The organism is Croceicoccus sp. Ery15 (genome assembly GCF_020985305.1).
Taxonomy (GTDB): domain Bacteria; phylum Pseudomonadota; class Alphaproteobacteria; order Sphingomonadales; family Sphingomonadaceae; genus Croceicoccus.
This window is the reverse complement of record NZ_CP087588.1, coordinates 66189-90394: the sequence shown is the minus strand read 5'-3', so window position 1 is coordinate 90394 and position 24206 is coordinate 66189. Positions and strand designations below refer to the sequence as shown.

The 24206-nt window shown below is 64.9% G+C and carries 27 protein-coding genes and 1 tRNA gene; 15 read left to right on the top strand and 13 right to left on the bottom strand.

The genetic code is table 11. The features are described 5' to 3' along the window. The first annotated feature begins 79 nt into the window (after window positions 1–79). The 4 genes from purS to LOZ77_RS00515 all read left to right on the top strand — a co-directional run bounded on the left by purS (window position 80) and on the right by LOZ77_RS00515 (window position 2027). Complete coding sequence (gene purS, locus LOZ77_RS00530) at window positions 80–313, top strand: phosphoribosylformylglycinamidine synthase subunit PurS (protein WP_230280361.1); 234 nt, start codon at window positions 80–82, stop codon at window positions 311–313. 30 nt (window positions 314–343) lie between these two features. Further along, window positions 344–1021 (top strand): phosphoribosylformylglycinamidine synthase subunit PurQ, encoded by a 678-nt coding sequence (gene purQ / locus LOZ77_RS00525; RefSeq protein WP_230280360.1) that lies wholly within the window; start codon window positions 344–346, stop codon window positions 1019–1021. A 129-nt stretch (window positions 1022–1150) separates the two neighbouring features. Next, window positions 1151–1588, top strand: coding sequence for a hypothetical protein (locus tag LOZ77_RS00520; protein ID WP_230280359.1), 438 nt, complete (start codon window positions 1151–1153; stop codon window positions 1586–1588). Window positions 1589–1601: 13 nt separating this feature from the next. Continuing rightward, window positions 1602–2027, top strand: coding sequence for a hypothetical protein (locus tag LOZ77_RS00515; RefSeq protein ID WP_230280358.1), 426 nt, complete (start codon window positions 1602–1604; stop codon window positions 2025–2027). A 38-nt stretch (window positions 2028–2065) separates the two neighbouring features. Here LOZ77_RS00515 and LOZ77_RS00510 read toward each other — a convergent pair whose 3' ends face one another. Together LOZ77_RS00510 and LOZ77_RS00505 are read right to left on the bottom strand one after the other, a co-directional pair. Then, on the bottom strand, window positions 2066–2641 hold the full coding sequence (locus LOZ77_RS00510) for a TIGR00730 family Rossman fold protein (protein ID WP_230280357.1): 576 nt from the start codon (window positions 2639–2641) through the stop codon (window positions 2066–2068). Between the two features lie 3 nt (window positions 2642–2644). Beyond that, entirely contained in the window at window positions 2645–3640 is a 996-nt protein-coding gene (locus LOZ77_RS00505; RefSeq protein ID WP_230280356.1) for an adenosine kinase, read from the bottom strand. Window positions 3641–3843: 203 nt separating this feature from the next. Between LOZ77_RS00505 and LOZ77_RS00500 the strand changes: the two genes are divergently transcribed. Continuing rightward, entirely contained in the window at window positions 3844–4296 is a 453-nt protein-coding gene (locus LOZ77_RS00500; protein ID WP_230280355.1) for a Dps family protein, read from the top strand. Window positions 4297–4316: 20 nt separating this feature from the next. On the opposite strand, the gene gspN is transcribed toward LOZ77_RS00500, so the two are convergent. From gspN to LOZ77_RS00460, 8 genes are read right to left on the bottom strand one after another with little or no spacing between them, the layout of a single operon-like run. Continuing rightward, the gene (gspN, locus tag LOZ77_RS00495; protein WP_230280354.1) at window positions 4317–5063 is read right to left on the bottom strand and encodes a type II secretion system protein N; all 747 of its coding nucleotides are present in this window, start codon (window positions 5061–5063) and stop codon (window positions 4317–4319) included. Beyond that, the gene (gene gspM / locus LOZ77_RS00490) at window positions 5060–5545 is read right to left on the bottom strand and encodes a type II secretion system protein GspM (RefSeq protein WP_230280353.1); all 486 of its coding nucleotides are present in this window, start codon (window positions 5543–5545) and stop codon (window positions 5060–5062) included. The genes gspN and gspM overlap by 4 nt, the downstream gene beginning before the upstream one ends. Beyond that, window positions 5542–6699: a type II secretion system protein GspL gene (gene gspL, locus LOZ77_RS00485; protein WP_230280352.1), complete on the bottom strand. Its 1158-nt coding sequence runs from the start codon at window positions 6697–6699 to the stop codon at window positions 5542–5544. Before gspL ends, gspM begins: the two co-directional genes overlap by 4 nt. An 8-nt stretch (window positions 6700–6707) precedes the next feature. Further along, the gene (gene gspG / locus LOZ77_RS00480) at window positions 6708–7172 is read right to left on the bottom strand and encodes a type II secretion system major pseudopilin GspG (RefSeq protein ID WP_230280351.1); all 465 of its coding nucleotides are present in this window, start codon (window positions 7170–7172) and stop codon (window positions 6708–6710) included. A gap of 4 nt (window positions 7173–7176) precedes the next feature. After that, window positions 7177–8403: a type II secretion system inner membrane protein GspF gene (gspF, locus tag LOZ77_RS00475; protein ID WP_230280350.1), complete on the bottom strand. Its 1227-nt coding sequence runs from the start codon at window positions 8401–8403 to the stop codon at window positions 7177–7179. Then, window positions 8403–9926 (bottom strand): GspE/PulE family protein, encoded by a 1524-nt coding sequence (locus LOZ77_RS00470; protein WP_230281941.1) that lies wholly within the window; start codon window positions 9924–9926, stop codon window positions 8403–8405. Before LOZ77_RS00470 ends, gspF begins: the two co-directional genes overlap by 1 nt. 55 nt (window positions 9927–9981) lie before the next feature. Then, window positions 9982–12195, bottom strand: coding sequence for a type II secretion system secretin GspD (gene gspD / locus LOZ77_RS00465; RefSeq protein ID WP_230280349.1), 2214 nt, complete (start codon window positions 12193–12195; stop codon window positions 9982–9984). Beyond that, window positions 12195–12971 (bottom strand): type II secretion system protein N, encoded by a 777-nt coding sequence (locus LOZ77_RS00460; protein WP_230281940.1) that lies wholly within the window; start codon window positions 12969–12971, stop codon window positions 12195–12197. The genes gspD and LOZ77_RS00460 overlap by 1 nt, the downstream gene beginning before the upstream one ends. A gap of 422 nt (window positions 12972–13393) precedes the next feature. Between LOZ77_RS00460 and LOZ77_RS00455 the strand changes: the two genes are divergently transcribed. Then, window positions 13394–14533, top strand: coding sequence for a glycosyltransferase family 1 protein (locus tag LOZ77_RS00455; protein ID WP_230281939.1), 1140 nt, complete (start codon window positions 13394–13396; stop codon window positions 14531–14533). A 28-nt stretch (window positions 14534–14561) separates the two neighbouring features. On the opposite strand, the gene LOZ77_RS00450 is transcribed toward LOZ77_RS00455, so the two are convergent. Both LOZ77_RS00450 and LOZ77_RS00445 read right to left on the bottom strand, forming a co-directional pair. Continuing rightward, window positions 14562–14996: a hypothetical protein gene (locus LOZ77_RS00450; protein ID WP_230280348.1), complete on the bottom strand. Its 435-nt coding sequence runs from the start codon at window positions 14994–14996 to the stop codon at window positions 14562–14564. A 112-nt stretch (window positions 14997–15108) separates the two neighbouring features. Then, complete coding sequence (locus LOZ77_RS00445; protein ID WP_230280347.1) at window positions 15109–15846, bottom strand: PadR family transcriptional regulator; 738 nt, start codon at window positions 15844–15846, stop codon at window positions 15109–15111. 101 nt (window positions 15847–15947) lie between these two features. On the opposite strand from LOZ77_RS00445, the gene LOZ77_RS00440 reads away from it, so the two are divergent. From LOZ77_RS00440 to LOZ77_RS00425, 4 genes are all read left to right on the top strand, one after another. Beyond that, window positions 15948–17270: a replication-associated recombination protein A gene (locus tag LOZ77_RS00440; RefSeq protein WP_230280346.1), complete on the top strand. Its 1323-nt coding sequence runs from the start codon at window positions 15948–15950 to the stop codon at window positions 17268–17270. Then, window positions 17270–18148 (top strand): hypothetical protein, encoded by an 879-nt coding sequence (locus tag LOZ77_RS00435; RefSeq protein WP_230280345.1) that lies wholly within the window; start codon window positions 17270–17272, stop codon window positions 18146–18148. The genes LOZ77_RS00440 and LOZ77_RS00435 overlap by 1 nt, the downstream gene beginning before the upstream one ends. Before the next feature lie 42 nt (window positions 18149–18190). Continuing rightward, window positions 18191–18266 (top strand) — tRNA-Thr (locus tag LOZ77_RS00430). 118 nt (window positions 18267–18384) lie between these two features. Beyond that, a complete protein-coding gene (locus LOZ77_RS00425; protein ID WP_230280344.1) occupies window positions 18385–19212 on the top strand; it encodes an undecaprenyl-diphosphate phosphatase in 828 nt (275 codons plus the stop codon). A gap of 48 nt (window positions 19213–19260) precedes the next feature. Here LOZ77_RS00425 and queF read toward each other — a convergent pair whose 3' ends face one another. Beyond that, on the bottom strand, window positions 19261–19722 hold the full coding sequence (gene queF / locus LOZ77_RS00420; RefSeq protein ID WP_230280343.1) for a preQ(1) synthase: 462 nt from the start codon (window positions 19720–19722) through the stop codon (window positions 19261–19263). An 82-nt stretch (window positions 19723–19804) separates the two neighbouring features. Here queF and sseA point away from each other — a divergent pair, with 82 nt between their 5' ends. The 5 genes from sseA to LOZ77_RS00395 all read left to right on the top strand — a co-directional run bounded on the left by sseA (window position 19805) and on the right by LOZ77_RS00395 (window position 24205). Further along, on the top strand, window positions 19805–20653 hold the full coding sequence (gene sseA / locus LOZ77_RS00415; RefSeq protein WP_230280342.1) for a 3-mercaptopyruvate sulfurtransferase: 849 nt from the start codon (window positions 19805–19807) through the stop codon (window positions 20651–20653). Next, window positions 20646–21911: a cystathionine beta-lyase gene (metC, locus tag LOZ77_RS00410; protein ID WP_230280341.1), complete on the top strand. Its 1266-nt coding sequence runs from the start codon at window positions 20646–20648 to the stop codon at window positions 21909–21911. The genes sseA and metC overlap by 8 nt, the downstream gene beginning before the upstream one ends. Then, a complete protein-coding gene (locus tag LOZ77_RS00405; RefSeq protein WP_230280340.1) occupies window positions 21908–23026 on the top strand; it encodes a mechanosensitive ion channel family protein in 1119 nt (372 codons plus the stop codon). The genes metC and LOZ77_RS00405 overlap by 4 nt, the downstream gene beginning before the upstream one ends. A gap of 100 nt (window positions 23027–23126) precedes the next feature. Then, the gene (gene cobA, locus LOZ77_RS00400) at window positions 23127–23912 is read left to right on the top strand and encodes a uroporphyrinogen-III C-methyltransferase (protein ID WP_230280339.1); all 786 of its coding nucleotides are present in this window, start codon (window positions 23127–23129) and stop codon (window positions 23910–23912) included. After that, window positions 23909–24205, top strand: a complete 297-nt coding sequence (locus tag LOZ77_RS00395) for a DUF2849 domain-containing protein (protein ID WP_230280338.1) — start codon at window positions 23909–23911, stop codon at window positions 24203–24205. Before cobA ends, LOZ77_RS00395 begins: the two co-directional genes overlap by 4 nt. The last annotated feature ends 1 nt before the right edge of the window (window position 24206 follow it).

The following is a 24206-nucleotide window of genomic DNA, read 5'->3' as shown; positions in this document are numbered from 1 at the left end:
CTGCACGCTTGCACCACGGCGCATCTGGCCATAGGGGCAGCGACAGGTTGAACCCACCAGATCAAGAAGGTCAGTCATAATGAAGGTGCAGGTCCATGTTTCGCTGAAACCCGGCGTGCTCGATCCGCAGGGGCGTGCGATCCATCACGCGCTCGAAGGGCTGGGCTTTGACGGCGTGGCCGATGTGCGCGTCGGCCGCGAAATCGCACTGGAAGTCGCCGACGACACCAGCGACGAGGCTTTGGACGAAATGTGCCGCAAGCTGCTGGCGAACACGGTGATCGAGAATTACCGCGTCGAGAAACTCGGCTGAATTCCAGGCTGATCTGAAGGAACCCGACAGATGGCTTTCACCGCTGGCGTCATCACCTTTCCCGGTTCGAACTGCGACCGCGACATGGCCGTGGCCATCGAGCAGGTTGCGGGCAAGGCTCCCTTGCGCATCTGGCACGGCGATGCCGATCTGCCCGACAATATCGATTTCGTCGCGGTGCCGGGCGGGTTTTCCTATGGCGATTATCTGCGGTCGGGCGCGATGGCTGCGAACAGCCCGATCATGCGCTCTGTCATTGCAGCGGCGGATCGCGGCGTGCCCGTGTTGGGCGTGTGCAACGGTTTTCAGGTTCTGACCGAGGCGCGGCTGCTGCCCGGTGCGCTGATGCGCAATGCGGGCATCCGCTTTGTCTGCCGCACCGTGCCGCTGGTCGTCGAAAACGACAGCAGCCTGTTCACGCGCGGATATCGAAAGGGCGATACGATCCATATCCCCGTCGCCCATCACGACGGCAATTATTTCGCTGAGGAAGAGGTGCTGCGGCGCCTTGACGGCGAAGGCCGCATCGCGTTCCGCTATGGCGAGGCGGTGAACGGTTCGGCCTGCCAGATCGCGGGCGTCCTGAACGAAAAGGGCAATGTGCTGGGCATGATGCCGCACCCTGAACGCGCAATAGAGCCCGAGCAGGGCAGCGCCGACGGTCGCGCCCTGTTCGCCTCCATCTTCGAGTCGCTGGCGGTCGCCTGATCCGCGGACACCGCGCCGGCGCAGATTTTGCGTTGAGTTCTCCGGCATTTAAGCAGAAGCCAGCCGCTTTTGCTTGCTGCCTGCCGTGCGCGTTATAGGCTGCGCTCCGTTCAATACGGGGAGAATGCCATGAAAACGATCCGCATCATCGCCGCAAGCGCCGCCGTGCTGGTGCTGGCGGCCTGTCAGGCAGGTGACGAACCCGCCAGTGAAGAGGCCCCCGCGCCAGAGGCCGCCACCGCCGAGCCGATGGCGCCCGATGGCCTGCCGCCCTATGGCGTGTTCAAGCTGACCTCTTCCAGCGGCGAAACGATGATGGAAAACGTCAAACAGGACGGGACCATGATCAATGTCGTCAAGGATGTCGGCAATGTGCCCGGCACATGGGAATATGACGCGGACGGCAATTTCTGCGTCACGATGGAGGGCGAAGACGGCACCGATTGCTATGCCGAAAGCATGGTGGACGGCAGCTGGACCGCGACCAATATCGAGGATCCGGACGATGTCTGGACCATCGAACGCGTGATGGGCAGCGAAGCCTTGCCGACGCAGGCGGCGGAATAATCCGGTCGCCGCGATGCCGGGCACCCGCTTTCTTGCGCTGTTCCTTGCGATGGTGCCGCTGACCCTGACCGCGTGTGCCGACGAACCGCGCGAGGAAGCCCCTGCCCCCGTCGAAACCGCGCCTGTCTATCCCGCTGCCGATGGCGGCACCGCGACGGGGCGCTTCGAAATCAGCTCTGCCGATAGCGGCGCGGTAATCGTGCAAGAGGTGCTGGCGGACGGCACCTATCGCAACATGCAGGACGGCGAGATTGTCGAAACCGGCACATGGGAAACGCCCGAACGCGGCCTGTTCTGCACCAGCAGCAACGGACAGACCTCTTGCGACGAGGAAAGCATCGCGCCCGACGGCACATGGATTTCGGTGAATGTGGAGGATCCCGCCGTGCGCTGGATCATCCGGCGGCTGGCGGAAACGTCGGAGCCGCCCGCCGCCTGAAGGCTTTCACTGAGCGCGCGGCTTACCGGACCGGACCGTTACCAGACAGGACCGGCGCTGGCCTTTTCCGTCGCGTCGACCAGCATGTCGAGCGCGGTCTCGACATCGGGCGCGACCAGCAACTGGGCGCGGCGGCCCTCGCTCATGAAACCTTCTGCCATCACCGTGTCGCAGAATTGCGCGAAACCCTGCCAATACCCCCCGATATCCAGCAGGCAGAACGGCTTTGCGTGATAGCCCAGCGCGTTCCACGTCCACGCCTCCATCAGCTCGTCCAGCGTGCCGATCCCGCCCGGCAGGCAGACGAAGGCATCGGCCAGCTGCGTCATCTTGGCCTTGCGCTGGTGCATGTCGGCAACGTGATGCAATTCGGTCAGCCCCATATGGGCGACTTCGTGGCTGCGCAAAGCCTCGGGGATGACACCATAGGCCTTGCCGCCCGCGTCCAGCACCGTATCCGCGATCAGGCCCATCAACCCCAGCTTTCCGCCGCCATAGACCAGATCGATCCCGCGCCGGACCATCGCCTGCCCCAGCTCGCGCGTGGCATCGGCATGGATCGGGTTCCTGCCCATGGCAGAGCCGCAATAGACGGCCAGCGAGTTGAGGCTCATCGTTTAAAGCTCCATTCGGTTCAGCGGGCGTGCGCCGACATGGCCCAGCACTTCGGCCGCATTGCGCGCACCGGTGTCCAGGCTTTGCGCCACGTCGCGCCCCGCGATCAGCGCGGCAAGGAAACCGGCGGCGAACTGGTCGCCCGCGCCGGTGGTATCGACGATCGCGGCAGGCTTGGCCGCGGGGCGTTCGATCCTGTCGCCCTGCCACATGGCCACCGCGCCGGCGGCCCCGCGCGTGACGACGGGCAGCGGGCAGATATCGGCCAGAAAGCGCATCGCGGCATCGAAATCGTCGACACCCGCCATCAGCTTCGCCTCATACTCGTTGGCGAACAGCACATCGACCCCGCCATCGCGGACAAGGCCGATAATCGAATCGCGTCGACCCGGCAGGGCAATGCTGTCCGACAGGGTAAAGGCGATGCGCCGCGTTTCCCTGCGTGCAATCTCGATCGCGCGGCGCATGGCACTGCGCGGCGTATCAGGGCCCCACAGATAGCCTTCCAGAAACAGCGTGTCGCAGGCGCGGATCGCCTGTTCGTCCAGCGCTTCGGCCGTCAGGCAATGGCTGGCCGCGGGCGATGTCTGCATCGTGCGTTCGCCATCGGGGGTGACAAGGATAAAGCACCGGCCCGTCGGCGCGCTGGCATGCGGGGGCGTATCGAACGCGATGTCGAGGTCCGCCATATGCCGTTTGAACAGCGCACCCAGCCGGTCATCGCCCGTCAGCCCGATAAAGCGGCACCGCGCGCCCAGCGCCGCCGCGCCCGCAAGGCTGTTCGCTGCCGATCCGCCGGGCACTTCCTCTACCACACCGCTGCCCGCCATGGCGGCGGCCAGTTGCTCCGCCTCGTCATCCGCCAGCAGGCGCATCGTGCCTTTCAGCACGCCGCAATCGACCAGAAAATCCTCGTCCCGCTGCGCCAGCACGTCGACGATCGCATCGCCAAGGGCGACGATCTGGGCCGGTTCCTCGGCAGAAGAAACGCCGTTCATAGGGGAAATTTGCGCTGAATCATGGATCTGACAGCGCCGTTAGCGGCACATGGCAAGCGCGGTCAATCGCCAAGCGGCGCGGGCCATACCTAAGTATCGATAAATTCGATCACAGAAACTGGCATAAAGCGGGAAACCCGATTTGTGCATTCGCGTTAAGACACCATATCGAGTTTTGGAATTACCGCCAGGAGGAAAGAATTATGGGTGACAATGCCAAGAAAGCACTGATCGACGGGCTCAACGGGCTGCTGGCCGATCATCTTGCGCTTTATATGAAGACCAAGAACTTCCACTGGCACGTCAAAGGTCCGCAATTCCGCGAGCTTCACCTGATGTTCGACGAACAGGCAGGCGAAATCTTTGGCAATGTCGACATCATTGCCGAGCGTGTCCGCAAGCTGGATGGCGCGACGCTGACGTCGATCGGTTCGATCATGGAAAAGACCAAGGTCGAGGATCAGCACGCATCCGATCTGGAAGCGATGGACATGGTCGGTCAGCTGCGCGACGACAATGCCCAGCTGGTCAAAACGTTGAAAGAGCTGAAGGAACTGGCCGAAGAGGCTGGCGACAATGCGACCGACGGGTTGATCGACGACTGGACCGATCAGGCAGAGGAACGCACCTGGTTCCTGTCGGCCACGCTTGGCTGAAACACTTAAGCGGACTGGCGTCAGAGCGTTCCGCTTGACGTCATCCCCACGCCGTTGCGCCGCTGTTCGAAGCCCATTTCGATCAGCGGCGTAGCCATTTCAGGCGGCACCCCGATCAGCGACATGGTCGCCGTCCAGCGTCCATCGGGCGCGATGCGGAAATCGACGCGCTCCGCCCCTGAAGGTCCGGTCATCGGCACCACCAGCGACCCGTCCTCGCACCGCGCCTCTCCCGCCAGAACGGTTTCGGCATCGACCATCGCGCCCATCGCGGGCACCACCAGCCCCAATGTGCCCGATGCCGCCACGCAAGCCCCGCCATCGATCTGCGCGGAAAATCCGTTCATCGTCAAGGTACGCACCGGCAGCGGAGCCATCATGCCGCCCAGCGGCACTTCTCCGCTCGCATGGCTGATCGCCAGATTGCCCGCACTGCCGCGCACGCGCGCGCTGAACGGGCGGGCGCCGGGATAATCGGGCCGCTCCAACGCGAACTGGGCGCGCCCTATTAATAGCGGCAGCGGCATCAGATCGACTTCCATCAGCCCCAGCGGCAAAGGCCCCAGTTGCAATTCGCCGACCAGACCGTCCCATGCCACGCCTTCCACCGCTTGCGCGCGCAGGGTGCGGCCCGACGGATCGGCCCAGCCCAACACCAGCCGCAGCGGCAGCATCGCCAGCAGGGCGGCAATGGCAATGACTGCCAGCACGATTTTCGCTGCCCGCGTCAGCCTTTTGTCGCGGATGAAGATCCAGCGCCCCATCATGGCGCCACCCTTTTCAGCGATGCGCTGAGCGAGACCGAACCGTCGGCGGCGGGCGTGATCGTCACCTGCTCGGCCGCGATCCCCTCTGCCGCCAGCGTGTCGAGCAGCGCCAGCGCCGCCCCCGGTGCGGCGGTCGCCACGCTGATCTGCGCGCCGTCATTGCCGCGCGCGCTATTGGCCTGCAGCACCAGACCCTGCGCGTCGGCGGCGGCGGCAATGGCCTGCGCCACCGGCCCGCTGCCCGCCTGCGCCGCATCGGGCGCCTGTTCCAGCGCCTCCAGCCGCGCCAGCACGCGGGACGAGGCGAACACAGCCTCGCGGTGGCGGTCGTGCGCGGCATCATGCGCCGCGCCCAGCGGCAGCACCACGCCGTAAATGCCGATCACCAGCACCGCGAGCACGCCCGCGATCCCGACCAGCCAGCGTTCGCGGCCCGACAGTGCTGCGAACCAGTCGCGCAAGCCCTGCATCAGCCCGCTCATGGATTACGGACCGTGATGTCGACGACGGTCGCGCCGGTCGCGTCGGGCGCGGTTTCGGGCGGCACGGTCACTTCCCAGCCATCGGCCTGCAAGGCGATCAGCATCGTATTGATATCCTCTACGCGCGGCGCGGCGGCGCGGATCGCCAGCGTACCATTGCCCTGCCAGCTGAGCGAACGAAGCTGCACATCGGGCAGCGGCTGCATCGCGGCGAAAACGGCAGACGTAACCGCGCCGAAACTGGCGCCCCCTGCCCCGCGCCGCAACAGTTCGGCATTCACCTGCGCCTCGGCACTCGCCAGATCGGTTACTGCGGGGAACCGCTGCTGCGCGGCGGCCAGCGCCTTATCCTCCAGCGCCTTGCTGTCGAGTTCCAGCCGGACGATTTCGACCGCAAGGATCAGGAAACCGAGCAGCGCCAGCACTGCCGCCATGCGGGCCAGCCCCGCCCAGTCGGGCAAGCGAAAAAACGAAACGCGCGGACGGGCATAGGCACCCTGACGCAAATTCAGCGGCGGTTCGCGCCATATTTCGGCCAGACGCGCCGCCAGTGCATCGGGCGCCAGTTCGCGGCGCACGCCACCGGCGGCCAGCGCATCGATCAGCTCGGGCTCTCCGGCAAAGGCGGCATCGCGGCTGCGCGCGAGCATTTGCCCGCCGATCTCACCCTGCACCACGCCTTCGTCCGCAGCGGGCAGGACCAGAGCGGCCGGGACCAGCGCATCCGCATCCAGCCCCGCCGCCGCCAGTTCGGCCAGCCACACATCCATGTCGTGCTGCGCCGCGCGGCAGGACAGCACATGATCGCCCTCTGCCGCGGCGGCCATATGCGCCGGCCCTGCGCCCGACAGACCTGCCGGTGCAAGACGTGCCGCCGCCACCGCCTGCGCGGCGGGCATATCGCCGCGCGGCGCAATCCGCACCGGCGCGCCGACCGCAGGGACCAGAGCGACCACGCGGGCCCCGTCGACATCGCCCCATGGCGCATCGGCACCGGGGGTATAGCTATGCTCGCTCTCCAACCCCGCGCCGCCCGCATCGGTGGAGGACACCCGCCACCAGCGCCATGCATCGCGCGGCTGATCGCCCAGCAGGACGATCAGCCCTGCCGCGCGGTCGCCATCATCGGGAAGCGGTTGGGAAAAGCGCGCCATGGTCCGGTTCAGCCGATGATGTCCGCATTCTCGCCATCGCCGCCGGGCTGGCCATCGGCCCCCAGCGAATAGACGTCGAACGGCTTACCATTGCTGCCCGGCACGCGATATTGATAGGGGCGGCCCCACGGGTCGCTGGGCAGTTCCTTGATATAGCCGCCCGAACGGTAGTTCTGCGGCATCATCAGATCGGCGGGCGGCGTGACCAGCGCGGTCAGCCCGTCGGCCGCCCCCGGATAGGTCGCGGTGTCGAGCCGGTACATTTCCAGCGCCTGGTTCAGCGTGGAGATATCCGCTTCGGCTTTCACGCGCATCGCCTTGTCCTGGCTGGGCAGCACATTGATGATGACGACGCTGGCCAGCAGGCCGATGATGAACAGCACCACCATCAGTTCGACCAGCGAAAAGCCGTTCTTGCGGCGCTTCTTGCGGGCGGTCTGCGATATCGGGTTGGGGGTTTCGGTCTCGGTCATGATCTTACAGTCCGGTCAGTTCCTGCAATTGCAGGATGGGAAGAAGGATGGCGAGGATGATCGTCGCGACCACCGCGCCCATCAATATGATGATAGCAGGTTCCAGCAGCGCCATCGCCGCCGCGGTAAAGCTGGCGAACTCACGCTCAAGATATTCGCCCGCGCGTTCCAGCATCGGGCCAAGCTGTCCCGCCGCCTCTCCGCTGGCGGCGAGATAGACGAGCAGCGGCGGAAAAGTCGCCGCCTCGCGCATGGCGGTGGAAAGCGACGTGCCCGCGCGCACCTTTTCGGTAATCCCTTCCAATGCGCGGCGCTGCACCGAATTATGTACCGTCCGGCTGGCAAGGCGCAGCCCGTCAACCAGCGGCAGGCGCGCGGCGATCATGGTGGACAGCGTGCGCGCCAATGCAGCCGCATGCATGTCACGGATCAGCCGCCCGATAAAGGGTGTCTTCAACAGCAGCGTATCAAACCGCAGCTTGAACGCAGGGCTTTTCAGCGCACGCAGAAAGCCGAGGATGCACAGCGCGATCAGCAGGGCCAGAACCCACCACCATGCCGACAGGAATTCCGACACCACGATCACGATCCGCGTCAGCAGCGGCAACTGGCGCGAGGCATTGTCAAATTGTTCGACCACGCGCGGCACGACCGAGACCATCAACCCCGTCACCACGGCCACGGCGACCAGCGACAGGATGATCGGATAGGCGAGCGCGGCGATGATCTTGCCCCTGATCTCGGCCTGCGATTCAAGGCTGTCGGCCAGACGCTCGGCAATCGATGGCAGGCTTCCCGAATTCTCGCCCGCCGCGATCATCGCGCGATAGACGGGGGGAAAGCTCGCTTCCTCGCGCCTCAGCGCTTCGGCCAGCGGCTGCCCTTCGACGATGCCGGCGTGCACGTTCGACAGGATCGCGCGCGCCTTGTCCTTTTCGGTCTGGCGGCTGATCGTGCGCAATGCCTCTTCCAGCGGGCTGACCATCATCAGCGAGGCAAGCTGCCGAGTGAAAAGCGACAATTGCTTGGTTGTCAGCTTGCGGCCTATCATCGGCAGGTTGAAACCGCCCGCCTTAACTGGCGCGGCCGCAGCCGATTTCTCCTCAACGCTCAGCACATGCCAGCGCTTTTTCGCCAATGCCTCGCGCGCGGCCCCGGTCGAGGCGGCATCCACCGCCCCGCGCCTTTCGCGCCCCTGCGGATCGACCGCGAGATAGGCGTATTTCGCCATTATCCCTGCTCGTCCTCACGCCTTGCGACGCGGGCGGCCTCGGCGGCAGAGGTCACGCCCGCCAGCACCAGCCGCCTTGCCGCGCGGGCAAGGCGCTGGCCGCGCCGCTTGCCGTCGGCGGTCTTGCCGAATGCGTAATCGGCAATCCGCTCCTCGTCCGCGTTTTCGTGGATCATGCGGCGGATCGTCTCGTCCACGCGCACTGCCTCGTACACGCCGATACGGCCCGCATAGCCGGTTTCGCCGCATTGCTTGCAGCCCTCCGGTTCATAGACGGTCCTGTCCGGCTTGATGCCAAGGATCGCGCCCAGTGCCGGATCGATCGCCGCCTCGCGCTTGCAATGCGGGCACAGGCGGCGGACCAGACGCTGCGCGATGACGCCGCGCAAGGTGCTGGCCAGCAGGAATGGTTCGACGCCCATGTCGCGCATGCGCGTGATCGCGCCGACGCTGTCATTGGTGTGCACGGTGGACAGCACCAGATGGCCCGTCAGCGAGGCCTGCACCGCGATATCGGCGGTTTCCTTGTCGCGGATTTCGCCGACCATCACCACGTCGGGGTCCTGCCGCAGGATCGCGCGCAGCCCCGCCGCGAAGTCGAGCCCGACCTTGGCGTTGACCTGCGTTTGCCCCACCCCGTCCACAGCATATTCCACAGGGTCTTCCACAGTCAGGATATTACGCTGACCGTCGTTCAACCGCCGCAGACCGGCATAAAGCGTCGTCGTCTTGCCCGATCCGGTGGGGCCGGTGACCAGCACGATGCCATTGGGCTCTTTCAATGCGCGTTCCAGCACCTCGCCCGCTTTTTCGTCGAGGCCGAGATCTTTGAGCGACAGCCCCGCATTATCCTTGTCGAGCAGGCGCAGCACCACGCGCTCGCCCGCGCGGTTCGGCAGGGTGGAGACGCGCACGTCGACCAGCTTGCCCGCCAGCGACAGGCCGATGCGCCCGTCCTGCGGCACGCGGCGTTCGGCAATATCCAGCCGCGCCATCACCTTGATGCGGCTGACCAGCACGGGGGCGACATGCGGGGGCATGCGCAATTTCTCGACCAGAACGCCGTCTTCGCGGAAACGGACGACCAGCGCCTGTTCGTATGGCTCGACATGAATGTCCGACGCGCCCTCGCGCAGCCCTTGCGCGATCAGCCCGTTGATCAGCCGGATCGCAGGCGCATCGTCCGCGCTGTCGAGCAGATCCTCCGCGCTCGGCAGGCCCATCAGCTCGGTGTCGCCGCTCGCCTCGAACCCCATACTGTCGGCGGCCAGCGAACCGGCATCGCCATAGGTTTCGGCCAGCAACGCCTCAAAACGCTGCGGCTCCACCTTCTCGACCCGCAGGGGCCGCCCGAAACGGCGGCGCAAATCCAGCAGCACCAGCGGATCGGCGGAACTGCGCATGGCCAGATGCGCGCCACCCTCCCCCTCGACCAGCAATACGCCATGATCGCGCGCCTCGGCATAGGAGAGCGCGGGCGCGCTGCGTTCCGCCGCCACGCTTTCGGCACCGGCGAACGCCATGTCCTCGGTGAGCGCGATATCGTCTGGCTGGTCGGGATGGGCCATGGCGCCGGTCTTACTGGCCTGCGGTGGAGGCAGGAACGGGCGTCGGCTGCACCACCGGCTGCTGAACGACGGGTGCAGGCTGCTGCACCGTTCCGGCGGGCGTGATCACCGTATCGGCAGGCGTTACCGGCATCGTTGGCGGCACTGCCCCCAGATAATCGATAACCAGCTGGTCGATCGCGGGCTGACGGTCGGGATCGAAATTCTGCTGCGCGGTGCGGATCGCGCCGTAACGCTGCGCGGTCACGCGCTGCCGGTCGGCGGCGGTGCGCAGGATGGTCGGGCGGATAAAGACCATCAGATTGGTCTTCACATGGCTTTTCCCGCGCGATTTGAACAATTCGCCGATCACCGGAATATCGCCCAGCAACGGCACCTTGTGGATCGTCTTGCGCTCGTTATCGTCAAGCAATCCGCCCAGCACCAGAATCTCGCCATTGCCGACGGTGACGGTGGTCGCAATCTCGCGCTTGTTGATGATAAGCTCGTTGAAATCGTTGGAGACCGGCCCCGCGATCGAGGAGACTTCCTGCCGCAGGTTCAGCTTGATCTCGTCCCCGGCGTTGATCTGCGGGGTGACATCCAGCGAAATGCCCACGTTCTGGCGCTGGATCGTGCGGAAGGCATTGTCGAAATTATCGGACAGCGCCTCGCCGGTCGAGATCGGGATTTCCTGACCGAACAGGATCGACGCGGGCACATTATCGTTCGTGGTCAGATGCGGGGTGGACAGGATGTTCGAATCCGAATCCTCCTCCACCGCGTTGATCAGCACGCCAAGGTAATTGTCGCCGCCGAACTTGGTGGCATAGCCGCCCAGACCGCCACTGGTGCCCAGCACCGCCTGCGCCGCGTTTTCGCGCAGCATGTCGGACACGCTGCTATTGGTGCTGGTGGTGACGGTATCGCCGTTGATCACCGTCGTCGTCTCGTCGAAACGGTCGGCCAGCAGGCCGCCCGCGATATCGATGATATTGGGTGCCACATTGGTGAAATTGGTGATGGCAAAGGGCACGTCCTCTCCGCCGATCAGGAATTGCAGGCCCAGTTCCTTGGCAACCGAATCCGAAATCTCGACGATGATCGCCTCGACCAGAACCTGATCCTGCCGCACGTCCAGCTGGCGCACCAGTTCGGCCATCTGGCGCTGGATATTGACGGGGGCCGAAATGACGATGGCATTGGCACCGGGGTATCGGGTGATGACCGCCGTGCCGCGCCCGCCCGACAATTCGATCACGCCGCCGCCCAGATTGCCGTCGGCGCTGGCATTGCCGCCTGCAACAGGTGTGGTCTGCCCGCCTTCGGTGCCCATGGTCGAAAGCCCGCTGGTGCGGCGCACCGTTTCGGTCGACGGCGCGGTATAGCTGCCCGATCCGCCGATCAGCTTTTCCAGCATGGCGACCATCGCGCCCGCATCGGCGTAATCCAGCCAGATCACCTTGATCTCGCTGCCCGCGGCCGCGCGATTGTCCAGCTCGCGCGCCATGCCCGACAGGCGGTTCAGCGTCTCGCGCTCTCCGCGCAGCAGCAGCGAATTGGAACTGTCGACCGCGACCACGCTGGCCAGCGAACCGCCGCCGCCCTGCCCTTGCGGCACCAGCTCTGTCAGCGCCGCCGCGATTTCGCGCGCACCCGCATGGTTCAGCGCGATCATTTCGGTCGCGCTATTGTCGGTATCGATCTGTTTCAACAGCGCGCGGATGCGGCGCAGATTATCGGCATAATCGACGATGACCAGCGAATTGCCCGCGCGATTGGCAGTGATCGAACCCTCGGGGCTGACCAGAGGTTTCAGCGTGTTGACCGCCTGCTCGGCCTCTACCGCGCCAAGACGGACCACATCGGTGACCATCTGGTTGCCCGGCGCGCCCTGGCTGCCTACGCGGCTGGGCTGCGATGCGGCATTGGCGGCGGGCTGGATGCGGAACGCGCCATCCGAAGTCGGCACCGCGACCAGACCGTTGGCGCGCAGGGTCGACAGGAAAACCTCGAAATATTCGCTGCGGGTCAGCGGACGGTCGGAGACGACCGAAATCTTCTGGTTCACACGCCCGTCGACGATAAAGGTCCGCCCCGTCACCTGCGCCGCATCGGCGACAAAGGTGCGCACATCGGCATCGCGCATGTTCAGCACATATTGCGCATGGGCAGGCGTCACGCTGGCGCAGATCGCGATGGTAGAGGTAAGAGCGGCGGCAAGCGCCTGATTGAAAACACGCATTAGGGTGCCACCGTTATATTGACCGGAACCTCGCGCCCGTCGCGCCGGACGGTGAGGGAAACTTGCGAACCGGGCGCGAACGCGCCCGAAAGCTGCGCGGCCTGTGCAGGAGAGCTGATGCGCTGTCCGCCCATGGCCACCACGATATCGCCGTCGCGCAGGCCGACGGCGCGAAACACGCTGCCGTCGCCCGCGGGCGATACCGCCATGCCGGCGAAATTGCCGCCCTGTCCCGAGGGGGCAAACGAAACGCCGCTGCGCAATTCGCTGGCCGTAATCGGGTTCTGCGCCTCGCCACCGGCAGGTTCAGGCCGCAGTGACGGCCGAACCGAAGGCTGGATCGAAGGCGCCGGCTGCGACTGATCGAGGTAAAGCAATTCGCGCGCGCCGCCGCGGCTGAGCACGACATGGTCGAATTCCAGCGCGCTGAGCGTCACGCCCGGCGACACTTCCTCGCCGATGCGGAAGATATTCTGCTCGCCATCGTTGTCCGCGATGATCGCGGTGCCCGCGCCCGTCGCCGCGTTGTACCGTATGCCATACACGGTCAGCGGCAGATCGGTGATCGTCTCTACCGGCCCCGCCTCTGCCATGATCTGCGGGGGCGTACGGTTGAACGGATCGAACCCGCGCATCAATGCACTGCGCGCGCCATCGGGCATCACCCGCACGCTGGCCGGACGCCAGTCGCCCAGCGGCGATACCGGCGTTACGATCATCCACAGCAAGCGCACGGCGGCGATCACGATGCCGATGGCCAGCAGCCACCATAGCACATCGTGCAAGCTCACCCCCCGCAGGCGAGGACCGCTTTGGCCTAAACGACCGAATCGCAAGCTCTTCATCCCACCCGTCAATATCAAGGTGCCTAGACCTATGGGCCGCGCGCCGGTTGCACAAGCGGCGCAATGCCCGTTCCTGTGGCCATCGGGCCGTGATTGCGTCCACGCCATATGCCGGATGGCAGACCCGTGACCGACATGCCCGGCACCGCCATTGTCGCAGTTTTTTGACAAATTCATGTCAAACACGGCGATCATGTTGGAAACTCGCGACGAATTGCGAGGCGTGCGGGCGCTTCCCGCCTCGCCAAAACCGCGCCATGCGTCTATGGCCCGCTGCCATGTCCCATGCAGATGCCGAAACGATGCAAAACGAAGGCACGCTCCTTTCCAGCGCAAGCCCGGCTGCGGGTCCGATGAATGGGCTGCGCATCGCGCTGTTCAGCGGCAATTACAATTACGTGCGCGACGGCGCGAACCAGGCGCTGAACCGGCTGGTCGGCTATTTGCTGCGACAGGGTTGCGACGTGCGGGTCTATGCGCCCAAGGTGAACAATCCCGCCTTTGAACCGACGGGCGAGCTGGTAGGCATTCCCGCCATGCCCATCCCGGGCCGCAGCGAATATCGCTTTCCGCTGGCGCTGTCTTCGGCGGTGAAGAAGGATCTGGGCCGGTTCGCGCCGCATGTGCTGCATGTCTCCAGCCCCGATATCGCTGCCCATGGCGCGGTGCGCTGGGCCCGTGCGCGCGGTATTCCGGTGCTGGCATCGGTGCATACGCGGTTCGAAACCTATCCGCGCTATTACAATATGGGTTTTGTCGAACCCGCGTTGGTGGCGGGTCTGCGGCGGTTCTATAACCGCTGCGACGCGCTGGTCGCGCCGTCGGAATCGATGGTCGAACTGTTGAAACAGCAGGGCATGAACGACGATGTCTCGCTGTGGACGCGGGGCGTGGATCGCACGATTTTCTCGCCCGCCGCGCGCGATCTGGCTTGGCGGCAGTCGCTGGGCATCGGCAATGACGAACGTGTGATCGGCTTCCTTGGCCGGCTGGTCATGGAAAAGGGGCTGGACGTGTTTACCGATGCCTGCGCCGAACTGATCCGGCGCGGCGTGGCGCACAGGGTGCTGGTCATCGGCGAAGGGCCTGCGCGCGAATGGTTCGAACAACGGCTGCGGGGCGGCGTATTCGTCGGGCACCAGACCGGCGAGGGTCTGGGCCGCGCGGTTGCGTCGATGGACATGCTGTTCAATCCTTCGGTGACCGAGACATTCGGCAATGTCACGCTGGAGGCGATGGCCTGCGCCTTGCCCGTGGTCGCGGCGGCGGCAACGGGCAGCGAAAGCCTGGTGCGCGACGGCGTGTCGGGACGGCTGGTAAAACCGGGCGACATCGGCGGCTTTGCCGATGCGCTGGAAGCCTATTGCAGCGATACGGCACTGGCCGCAAAGCATGGCAAGGCGGGAGAGGCGCGGGCCGAGGAATTCGGCTGGGACCGGATCAATTCCGCCGTGCTCGACACCTATCGCCGCTTGCTCGCGGCGAAGGGCTGATCCCGTTTCGCCGCAGGGCAGCAGGTGCTCAGGCGATATATCCGCGTGCCAAAGCCCTGCGCGAATAGGCAAGCAGCGCCAGCAGGATCGCCCAGATCACCATGGTCACGCCCCAGTATCCCGGCCCTTCAAGGCTGGCGGGCATGGGTTTCATCGCGGAATAGATCGTCGTTACGGTCAGTCCCGCCAGTGACACCAGAAACGCCGCCACCGCCCAGCGCGAGCGCGCCAGCAGCAAAACCGACCCCGCGACCGATCCCCATACGCCCAGCGCCCAGAACACGGTATGCCATGCAGGAAAGCTGGTGAAATAAGCACGTTCCTCGGCGGTGAAATTGCCCATCAGCGCCTCTGCATCCAGCTGAGTCATCGTGTAATCGAACGCGCCATAGGCGTTCCACAACAGGCTTAGCCCTGCGACCACCCAAAAGCTGACCGGCACTTTTATCGCCCTGCTGGCCATGATCGTCTCCCTCCCGATACGCCCCGCAATTCGGGCGCAACCTATACCGCAGATGAACGGATTGCCAAATATGCGGGTGTTGCGGGGCGCCGAGGGTCGGGCGGGAGCGGTGTTAAAGCCGCTCGATCCGGCCCGCCGCCTCGTCAAGAATGGCGGCAATGTCGTGCGCGGTCTGGTCGGAGAAACCCTCGGCCTGCGCACGGTTGCGGGTGGCCATCAGCAAATTGCCGATGGCGCGGCGGATCGGCGGGCTTTCGCGCGCTTCGCCTTCGTTCATGGCGGCAAGGCGAGAAAGGATTTTCTCGACCTTGTCCGCCTCTGCGGCCAGCGCGGTCTGGCCTTCTTCGGTCAGGGTGAACGGCTTTTTCGCGCTGTCCTCATGCCCGGCAGCCTCGGCAATCAACCCTTCGTCGGCCAGCATGGACAGGGTGGGATAGACCGCACCGGGACTGGGCGCATAACGTCCGCCGGTCAGTTCCTCGATCGCCTTGATCAGCTCGTAGCCGTGGCGCTCCTGCTTGCCGATCAGCTCCAGCAGCACCAGCCGCAGCTGGCCATGGCCAAAGATCCGCTTGCCGCGTCCGCGACCACGCCCTTCGCCGAAGCCCTCGCCGATTCCGGGGCCACGACCCATCCGGCTACCACGCCCGCGGGGAACGCGATCGCCGAAATCATCGCCAAAGCCTTTGCCCCACGGGCCGGAACCGAACGGACCGTCGCCCCAGGGACCGGCGCGTTCGCCCCGTCCACCGCCCCGTCCGCCGCCGCGTCCACCGCGACGACCCGTGCGCTCGACATCCATATTGCGGGCATCCCGATTGCGGCCGCCCATTTGCTTTTCAAACTTCATGGTCTTCAATAACTCCTTTTCGATGCTCTTAAGATATATCGTAAGAACATCTTTACAAGCGGCAGGTGAAAATTTTTTCAGGCAACCTATCTTCGCCGGCGATGACCGACCTTTTTGCCGACGACGAAGCAGCGCAAACCCCGCCCGACGCCATCGCCCCCGATGCGCCGCTGGCCGACCGGTTGCGCCCCGCGAATCTGGGCGAAGTGATCGGCCAGGAGCATCTGACCGGCCCCGAAGGCGCGATCGGGCGCATGGTAGAGGCCGGACGGCTGACCAGCATGATCCTGTGGGGCCCGCCCGGCACGGGCAAGACCAGCATCGCGCGCCTGCTGGCCGATAGCGTGGGCATGCGCTTTGCCGCCGTCAGCGCGGTATTTTCGGGCGTGGCCGATCTGAAAAAGGCCTTTGCCGAAGCCGAGGCGATGCAAAAGGCGGGAAAACGCACGCTGCTCTTCGTGGACGAGATTCACCGCTTCAACCGCGCGCAGCAGGACGGGTTTCTGCCCTTTGTCGAACGCGGCACGGTTACGCTGGTCGGCGCAACGACCGAAAACCCCAGCTTTGCGCTAAATGCCGCCTTGCTCAGCCGCGCACAGGTGCTGATCCTGCACCGGCTGGACGCAGAAGCGCTGGCGAAACTGCTCGACCGTGCAGAGGCACTGACGGAACGTCCCCTGCCCCTTGATGCCGATGCCCGCGCCGCATTGGTCGCCAGCGCCGACGGCGACGGGCGTTTCCTGCTCAATCAGGCGGAAACGCTCTATGCCGCAAGGATCGACGCCCCGCTGACCCCCGCCGCGCTTGGCCAGTTCCTGCAACGCCGCGTCGCCGTTTACGACAAGGACCGCGACGGACATTACAACCTGATCAGCGCCCTGCACAAAAGCCTGCGCGGATCGGACCCGCAGGCCGCGCTCTATTACCTCGCCCGCATGCTGACGGCGGGAGAGGAACCGCTTTACGTGCTGCGCCGCCTCGTCCGTTTTGCGAGCGAAGATATCGGCCTCGCCGATCCTCAGGCGCTGGTCCAGTGTCTTGCCGCCAAGGATGCGTATGATTTCCTCGGCAGTCCCGAAGGCGAACTCGCCATCGTGCAAGCGTGCCTCTATTGCGCGACCGCACCCAAATCGAACGCAGCTTACAAGGCGCAGAAGGCCGCGTTCAAAAGTGCGCGCGAAACGGGCAGCCTGATGCCGCCCGCCAACATCCTCAATGCTCCGACAAAGCTGATGAAGGATGTCGGCTATGGCAAGGACTACGCCTATGACCACGATGCGGCCGACGGGTTTTCGGGCGCGCATTACTGGCCCGAGGGGATGGAGGCGCAGGATTATTACCAGCCCGTCCCGCGCGGTTTCGAACGGCAAGTGATCGAGCGGATGGAGTGGTGGGCGAAGAAGCGCGCTGAACGGGGCGGCTGATGCCGCGCTTTCGCCATTTCCTTGCCATCGACTGGTCGGGCGCCGCCGTGGAACGCCCCCGCGGGATCGCCATGGCGCTGGCCCATGGCGATGGCGGCGCGCCGGTGCTGGTCGATGCAGGTCGCGGCTGGTCGCGTCGGGACGTGCTGGCGATCCTGCTGGACGGGCTGCCCGACGATACGCTCGTCGGGCTCGACCTTGGCATATCGCTGCCCTTTGCCGATTGCGGCGGATTTTTCCCCGGCTGGCGCGAAACCCCGCCCGATGCGCGCGCTTTATGGTCCCTGATCGACCATATTTGCGCCGATGACGCGCATCTTGGCGCCACAAGTTTCGTCGATCACAGCGAACTCAGCGCGTTTTTCCGCCGCCATAACGGGCGCGAGGGCGCCTGTTTCCACGCGCCGGACGCCCGCCACCGCCGCGGCCGTTTCCGCATAACCGAAGAACGTCAGGCCGCGCTCGGCTGCTCGCCCTATTCCAATTTCAACCTTGTCGGCGCGGCACAGGTCGGGAAATCCAGCCTGACCGGCATGCGCGTCCTGCACCGGCTGAACGGGCGTATCCCCGTTTGGCCGGTTGACCCGTTGCCGCAATCGGGCAGCGTTATCGTCGAGATCTATACCGCAATCCCCGCCATCGCCGCGGGACGGCGCGCGGGCGCGTCAAAAATCCGCAGCCATGAAGAACTTGCCGCCGCGCTGACTGCTTTGGGCAGCCCCGCACCCCAAGGCAGCGGACCGATCGACGATCACAGTGCCGACGCATTGCTCTCCGCCGCATGGCTGCGCGTCGCGGCGCACGACGACGCGCTGTGGAATCCGCCCGGCCTGATCGATGTCGCGCAAACGGAGGGCTGGACCTTCGGCGCGCCTTGACGCAAAGAGCGCTTCCGCGAATCTGTCGCGCGATCGCAATGGGCCGGCTTAGCTCAGTTGGTAGAGCACCTGATTTGTAATCAGGGGGCCACGGGTTCGAATCCTGTAGCCGGCACCATCCCCTTGGCATTCGAACTACCATTCGGGGGCAAACGCGATCGCCCCCTTGACCTTGTCGCGCTGTGCCCGCAGCCATGTGTGCAACTGCGAAATCGCACCGGGACGATCATTTCCGCATGAGCATTATCGAAGCCATTCTCGTCGGCCTGCTTCAGGGCCTGACCGAGTTTCTGCCTATCTCGTCCAGCGCGCATTTGCGGCTGGCGGGCCCGTTTCTGTCGTCGGGCGATCCGGGCGCGGCCTTTACCGCCGTTATCCAGATCGGGACCGAGGCTGCCGTGCTCCTCTATTTCCGCAAGGATATCTGGCGCATTGCAGAGGCGTGGATCCGACAATATCTGCCGCGCGCGGAAAAGCGCGAAATGGCCGATGTACGCATGGGCTGGCTGATTATCATCGGCACGCTGCCCATCGCGATCCTGGGCGTTTTGTTCAAGGACGCGATCGAAACCTATCTGCGCAACATGTATATCACCGCCACCATGCTGATCGTTTTCGGCTTGTTGCTGGGGCTGGCCGACCGGCTGGGACAACGCAGCCGCCCGCTGGAAAACCTGACATGGAAACACGGGCTGATCTTCGGCTTTGCGCAGGCCATGGCACTGATCCCGGGCGTGTCGCGTTCGGGCGGCACGATCACGGCAGGACTGGCGATGGGCTACACGCGCGAGGCGGCGGCACGCTATTCGTTCCTGCTGGCGATCCCCGCCGTGCTGGCATCGGGCTTTTACCAGCTCTACAACTATTGGGGCGACTTCACGAGCAGCATGGCCATGCCGACGATCGTGGCGACCATCGTCGCCTTTGTCTCGGGCTATGCGGTGATCATGGGCTTTTTAAAGCTGGTCAGCACGCGCAGCTATATCTCGTTCGTGATCTATCGCGTGCTTTTGGGCAGCACGTTATTGGTGCTGCTGTTTACCGGCGTGATCGAACCGTTTTGATTGCAACCTGACAGGGCAGTGCCCGTCGCCTGGCCGCCTGCGCGCGAATCAGCCGCGCCCGCGATAGGACGACACGCCCTGATCGGGCACCCACAGCCCTTGCGGGGCCGCGCCGCTTTGCCAGAACACGTCGATGGGAATACCGCCGCGCGGATACCAGTACCCGCCGATGCGCAGCCATTCGGGCTTCATCTCGTCGAACAGGCGCTGGCCGATCCCGACGGTCACATCTTCGTGGAAACCGGCATGATTGCGGAACGAGCCAAGGAACAGTTTCAGCGATTTCGATTCGACGATCGTCTCGCGCGGGGCATAATCGATCACCAGATGGGCGAAGTCCGGCTGGCCGGTCACAGGGCACAGCGATGTGAACTCGGGCGCGGCAAAGCGCACCATATAGAGCGATCCCGCGCGCGGATTGGGCACGTAATCAAGCACGGCCTGTTCGGGCGATGCGGGAAGCGCGCTGGTCTGCCCCAGATGGAGGGGCTGTTGATGTTCGTCGGCCATAGGCGCGCTTTGGCACTTTGATCCCGACTACTCAAGAGAGCGCACTTGGCGCGGTGCCATTGCATCGGCTAGCGTGGCAGGCATGACCGGATTTCTCGTTTCCACCGCATGGCTTGCGGATCATCTCGGCGATGCGGATATCGTGCTGCTCGACGCCAGCTATCACCTTGCGCCCACGGGCCGTGACGCCGCGGCGGAATTCGCGGCGGGACATATCCCGCAGGCGCAATTCCTGAACCTTGGCGCGCTGAACGATCCGGCAGGCCGATTCGACAATACGGTGCCCACCGCACAGCAGTTTCAGGACCGCGTCCGCGCGCTTGGCGTATCGGCGGGCAGCCGTGTGGTTCTGTATGACGACAGCCCGCTGAAAAGCGCGGCACGGGGCTGGTTCCTGTTCACCCTGTTCGGGGCGGGCCATGTCTCCATCCTCGACGGCGGTCTGGCCAAGTGGAAGGCCGAGGGTCGGCCTGAAACGCAAGAGGTGACACAGCGGCCTGCGGGCGATTTCACCGCAGCCCCCAACCCCGACCTGCTGCGCGACAAGCAGGCGGTGCTCACCTCGATCGGCACGGCTGCGCAAGTGGTGGACGCACGCGGCGCAGCGCGTTTCACGGCGGCGGAGCCCGAACCGCGCCCCGGCATGGCATCGGGCCATATCCCGGGCGCGCGCAATCTTCCCATCGGCCTGTTGTACGAGGCGGACGGCACGATGAAGGACGCGGGCGGAATCGAGGCGGAGCTTATCGGCGCAGGCGTCGATCTGGCGCGGCCGGTGATCACTTCGTGCGGTTCGGGCGTGACGGCGGCCGTGCTCAGCCTTGCGCTGGCTCGGCTCGGCAAGACCGATGTGGCGCTTTACGATGGCAGCTGGTCCGAATGGGGCAGCGATCCTGCCACCCCCAAGGCCGAGGGGCCGGCCATTGGCTGACGATCAGGATAATCAGCACCGCACCGCGACCCGCGTGGTCGAGGCCGGACGACGCAAGCAATGGACCAGCGTGCCCGATCTGGCCGGCGGCGTGGTCAATCCCCCCGTCTGGCGGGCCAGCACCCATTTGTACGAAAACTGCGCCGCACTGAAAGAGGCAGCGGCCAGCGCCAACGAAGACGGAAGGTTCTATTACGGCCGCCGCGGCGCGCCGACGCAATGGGCATTGGCAGAGGCGCTGACGGGACTGGAGAAAGGCGCCTATGGCACGATGCTCTACCCATCGGGCGTGGCGGCGATCACGGGTGCCTATCTGGCGGTGCTGCGCCCCGGCGAGCGGTTGCTGATCACCGACAATGCCTATGACCCGTCGCGCAATATCGGCACGGGATTGATGAAGAATTTCGGCGTAAAGCCCGAATTCTTCGACCCGCTGGATATAGAGGCGTTCCGCGCCCTGTGCGCGCAGGACGGCAAGATCGGCACGGTCCTGCTGGAAGCGCCCGGCAGCCTGACGTTCGAGATGTGCGACGTCCCCGCCCTTGCCGCCATTGCCAAGGCAGCGGGCGCATGGGTGCTGATCGACAATACCTGGGCGGGGCCGACCGGTTTTTCGGGCATTCCCCATGGCTGCGACGGGGTGATCACCGCGCTGACGAAGCATGTGGGCGGGCATTCCGATCTGATGATGGGCGCGGTATCGGGGACGGAGCGGCTTTATCGCCGCCTGCGCCGCACCGCGCAGCAACTGGGCACAGTCGTGTCGCCCGACGATGCCGCTCTGGCGCTGCGGGGCCTGCGCACTTTGGACCTGCGGCTGAAGCAGGAAACGGCCAGCGCGCTGGAAATCGCGCAATGGCTGGCAAAGCGTCCGGAAGTCGCCGCCGTGCTGTGCCCCATGCTGGATGGCGCACCGGGCCATGATCTGTGGCGCCGCGATTTTACCGGCGGCTGCGGGCTGTTTGCCTTTGTTTTGAAGGGGCGCGACACGGCGGCCCGCGCGCGGCTGATCGATGCGCTGGACCTGTTCGGTATCGGCTATAGCTGGGGCGGGTTCGAAAGCCTTGCCCTGCCCGTCGATCCCGAAACCTGTCGTTCGGTCCGGGCGTGGCCGCCCGTTGGCAATCCCGCTGACGGATGGGCCGGATTGGACGAAGGCGACCGTTTTGCGGTACGCCTGTCGATAGGGCTTGAGGACCCGGTCGATCTGATCGCCGATCTTGAGCAGGGGTTTGCGGCGATGGAGGCAGGCGGATGACATGGGCATGGAGCGCGATCACGGCAGCGGCAAGCCCACAGGCCGCCGATAGCGCTTCGGCCGACATAGCCGTCGCAACCCAGGTAGCGACCGACACGGCAAACGAGGCGGCCAGTGCCGCGCCCGCCGAACCGCTGGACGCCCCGATCGAGGGGGCCGAACAGATCAAGGAAGTGTTGCAGGAACATTCGATCACGCTGGGCGGTGTGATCGATACGCTGGACAGCTGGGGCGTGACCATCGGCGATACACGCTTTTCGGTCTGGACCGCGCTGCTTGTGATTCTGGTGCTGGTCGGCATTTTCGTGCTGGGCCGGCTGGGTGTGCGCATGGCGCACAGGGCGCTGGACAAGTTCACCAATCTGTCGGCCACCGAACATCTGCTGGCCGACAAGCTTCTGACCCTGATGGTCTGGGCCATCGTGATCCTGATCGGGATCGATATTCTGGGCATCGACCTGACGGCGCTGGCCGTGTTTTCGGGCGCCTTCGGCCTTGCCATCGGTTTCGGCCTGCAGAAAACCTTCGGCAATCTGATCGCGGGGATCCTGTTGCTGATGGACCGGTCGATCAAGCCGGGCGACGTGATCGCGGTGTCGGATACCGCCGGGAACGAGACGTTCGGACAAATCCGCAAGATCGGCATTCGCGCGGTGTCCATCGTGACGCGCGACGAAAAGGAATATCTGATCCCGAACGAGAACCTGATGATCAATCAGGTCGAGAACTGGTCCTATTCCAGCCGCGACGTGCGCATGCAGGTCAATGTCGGCATTTCGTATAATTGCGACATCAAGCTGGCCGAAAGCCTGATGCTGGAGGCCGCGGCCAGCTGCGCGCGCGTGCTGAAAACGCCCGCGCCCAGCGTCTGGCTGTCGGGCTATGGCGATAATTCGGTCGATTTCACGATCCATTGCTGGATCCGCGACCCCGAAAACGGGCTGGGCAATATACGGTCCGAAGTGTTGAAGAAATTGTGGGACCTGTTTCAGGAAAGCGATATCGAGATTCCCTTCCCGCAGCGGGACATCAATTTGCGCGGGAACGAACAATTCGATCAGCTGGTCGCAGCCATCGGCCAAAGGCTGGACGCATCGGGCAAACCCCCGGCCTAAGTGCCTGCAACGCCCGCATAGTTCGCGGCTAAAGCTGACCTACCCCCCCTTTTAGGCATTCTGGCTGGCACTAAGCTGTTGCAGCGACCATCTGGGCGCCATGGCTCATTTCCCGCCCCATCAATCCGGTTCCGTCGGAACGGTCAGCCTTGTCGGCGCAGGACCGGGCGATCCCGAATTGCTGACCTTGCGGGCCGCGCGGCTGATCGAACGGGCCGAAGTGCTTGTCCACGACGGGCTGGTCGGGCCCGAAATCATGGCGATGGCCCCTGCTGGCGCACGGCGGATCAGCGTCGCCAAATCGCGCGCGCGCCACACGATGAAGCAGGACGAGATCAATGCCCTGCTGGTGCGCGAGGCGCTGGCCGGTCGCCATGTCGTGCGGCTGAAGGGCGGCGATCCGCTGATCTTCGGGCGCGGCGGCGAAGAGGCAGAGGCATGCCGCGCCGCGGGCGTTCCGGTCGAGATCGTTCCCGGCATTTCCGCCGCGCAGGCCGCCGGTTCGCTGGGGCAGATTCCCCTGACCCACCGCGACCATGCCAGCATCGTCAGCTTCGTCGCTGGCCAGTGCAAGGGGCTGACCGAACAGGACTGGTCGGGCCTTGCAGGCGTCGGCCGGACGCTGGTGATTTATATGGGTGTCGCAACCGCGGCGCAGATTTCCGAAAAGCTGATGGAAGACGGGCTTGCCCCCGATGCCGCCGTCGCCGTTGTGGAACGCGCATCGCTTCCCGGCATGCGGGTGCTGCGCGGGGTGCTGGCGGGCCTTCCCGAAATCGTGGCCGAGAACGATGTGCGCAGCCCTGCGCTGATCGTGATCGGCGAAGTCACGCGCGAAGGCGGCGATACCGCCCTCGCCCGAATTGCCATGGAAGCAAAAGCATGAAAATCCTGACAGGCAACGACCTCAAGACCGGAGAGGTCATCTGGTGGACCGGCACCGACTGGTCGCTCCATGTGAACGATGCGGTCGATGTGGGCGACAAGGCCGACGAAATCGCTGCGCACGAGGAAGCCCTGGGCCGCGTCAACGTGCCCTATGCCGTCGATGCCACGACCGACGATCAGGGTGTTCGCCCTTCGCACATCAAGGAACGCATCCGCGCCCTTGGCCCCACCGTGCGCCCCGATCTTACGCTGAAACCCGCCGACCCCGCCGCCGGCAACTGGGTGATCTGAC

Coding starts and splice junctions, on each gene's coding strand:
- gspL (WP_230280352.1), bottom strand. CDS start 6,699: ATGGCGCGCTTTTCCCAACCGCTTCCCGATGATGGCGACCGCGCGGCA.
- LOZ77_RS00470 (WP_230281941.1), bottom strand. CDS start 9,926: ATGGCGTTCGCCGGTGCCGAAAGCGTGGCGGCGGAACGCAGCGCGCCC.
- LOZ77_RS00405 (WP_230280340.1), top strand. CDS start 21,908: ATGACATGGGCATGGAGCGCGATCACGGCAGCGGCAAGCCCACAGGCC.
- LOZ77_RS00395 (WP_230280338.1), top strand. CDS start 23,909: ATGAAAATCCTGACAGGCAACGACCTCAAGACCGGAGAGGTCATCTGG.
- cobA (WP_230280339.1), top strand. CDS start 23,127: ATGGCTCATTTCCCGCCCCATCAATCCGGTTCCGTCGGAACGGTCAGC.
- queF (WP_230280343.1), bottom strand. CDS start 19,722: ATGGCCGACGAACATCAACAGCCCCTCCATCTGGGGCAGACCAGCGCG.
- LOZ77_RS00440 (WP_230280346.1), top strand. CDS start 15,948: ATGACCGACCTTTTTGCCGACGACGAAGCAGCGCAAACCCCGCCCGAC.
- gspD (WP_230280349.1), bottom strand. CDS start 12,195: ATGCGTGTTTTCAATCAGGCGCTTGCCGCCGCTCTTACCTCTACCATC.
- LOZ77_RS00520 (WP_230280359.1), top strand. CDS start 1,151: ATGAAAACGATCCGCATCATCGCCGCAAGCGCCGCCGTGCTGGTGCTG.
- purS (WP_230280361.1), top strand. CDS start 80: ATGAAGGTGCAGGTCCATGTTTCGCTGAAACCCGGCGTGCTCGATCCG.
- LOZ77_RS00455 (WP_230281939.1), top strand. CDS start 13,394: ATGAATGGGCTGCGCATCGCGCTGTTCAGCGGCAATTACAATTACGTG.
- purQ (WP_230280360.1), top strand. CDS start 344: ATGGCTTTCACCGCTGGCGTCATCACCTTTCCCGGTTCGAACTGCGAC.
- LOZ77_RS00515 (WP_230280358.1), top strand. CDS start 1,602: ATGCCGGGCACCCGCTTTCTTGCGCTGTTCCTTGCGATGGTGCCGCTG.
- gspF (WP_230280350.1), bottom strand. CDS start 8,403: ATGGCGAAATACGCCTATCTCGCGGTCGATCCGCAGGGGCGCGAAAGG.
- gspN (WP_230280354.1), bottom strand. CDS start 5,063: ATGATGGGGCGCTGGATCTTCATCCGCGACAAAAGGCTGACGCGGGCA.
- LOZ77_RS00510 (WP_230280357.1), bottom strand. CDS start 2,641: ATGAGCCTCAACTCGCTGGCCGTCTATTGCGGCTCTGCCATGGGCAGG.
- sseA (WP_230280342.1), top strand. CDS start 19,805: ATGACCGGATTTCTCGTTTCCACCGCATGGCTTGCGGATCATCTCGGC.
- LOZ77_RS00505 (WP_230280356.1), bottom strand. CDS start 3,640: ATGAACGGCGTTTCTTCTGCCGAGGAACCGGCCCAGATCGTCGCCCTT.
- LOZ77_RS00500 (WP_230280355.1), top strand. CDS start 3,844: ATGGGTGACAATGCCAAGAAAGCACTGATCGACGGGCTCAACGGGCTG.
- LOZ77_RS00425 (WP_230280344.1), top strand. CDS start 18,385: ATGAGCATTATCGAAGCCATTCTCGTCGGCCTGCTTCAGGGCCTGACC.
- gspM (WP_230280353.1), bottom strand. CDS start 5,545: ATGAGCGGGCTGATGCAGGGCTTGCGCGACTGGTTCGCAGCACTGTCG.
- gspG (WP_230280351.1), bottom strand. CDS start 7,172: ATGACCGAGACCGAAACCCCCAACCCGATATCGCAGACCGCCCGCAAG.
- LOZ77_RS00445 (WP_230280347.1), bottom strand. CDS start 15,846: ATGAAGTTTGAAAAGCAAATGGGCGGCCGCAATCGGGATGCCCGCAAT.
- LOZ77_RS00435 (WP_230280345.1), top strand. CDS start 17,270: ATGCCGCGCTTTCGCCATTTCCTTGCCATCGACTGGTCGGGCGCCGCC.
- LOZ77_RS00450 (WP_230280348.1), bottom strand. CDS start 14,996: ATGGCCAGCAGGGCGATAAAAGTGCCGGTCAGCTTTTGGGTGGTCGCA.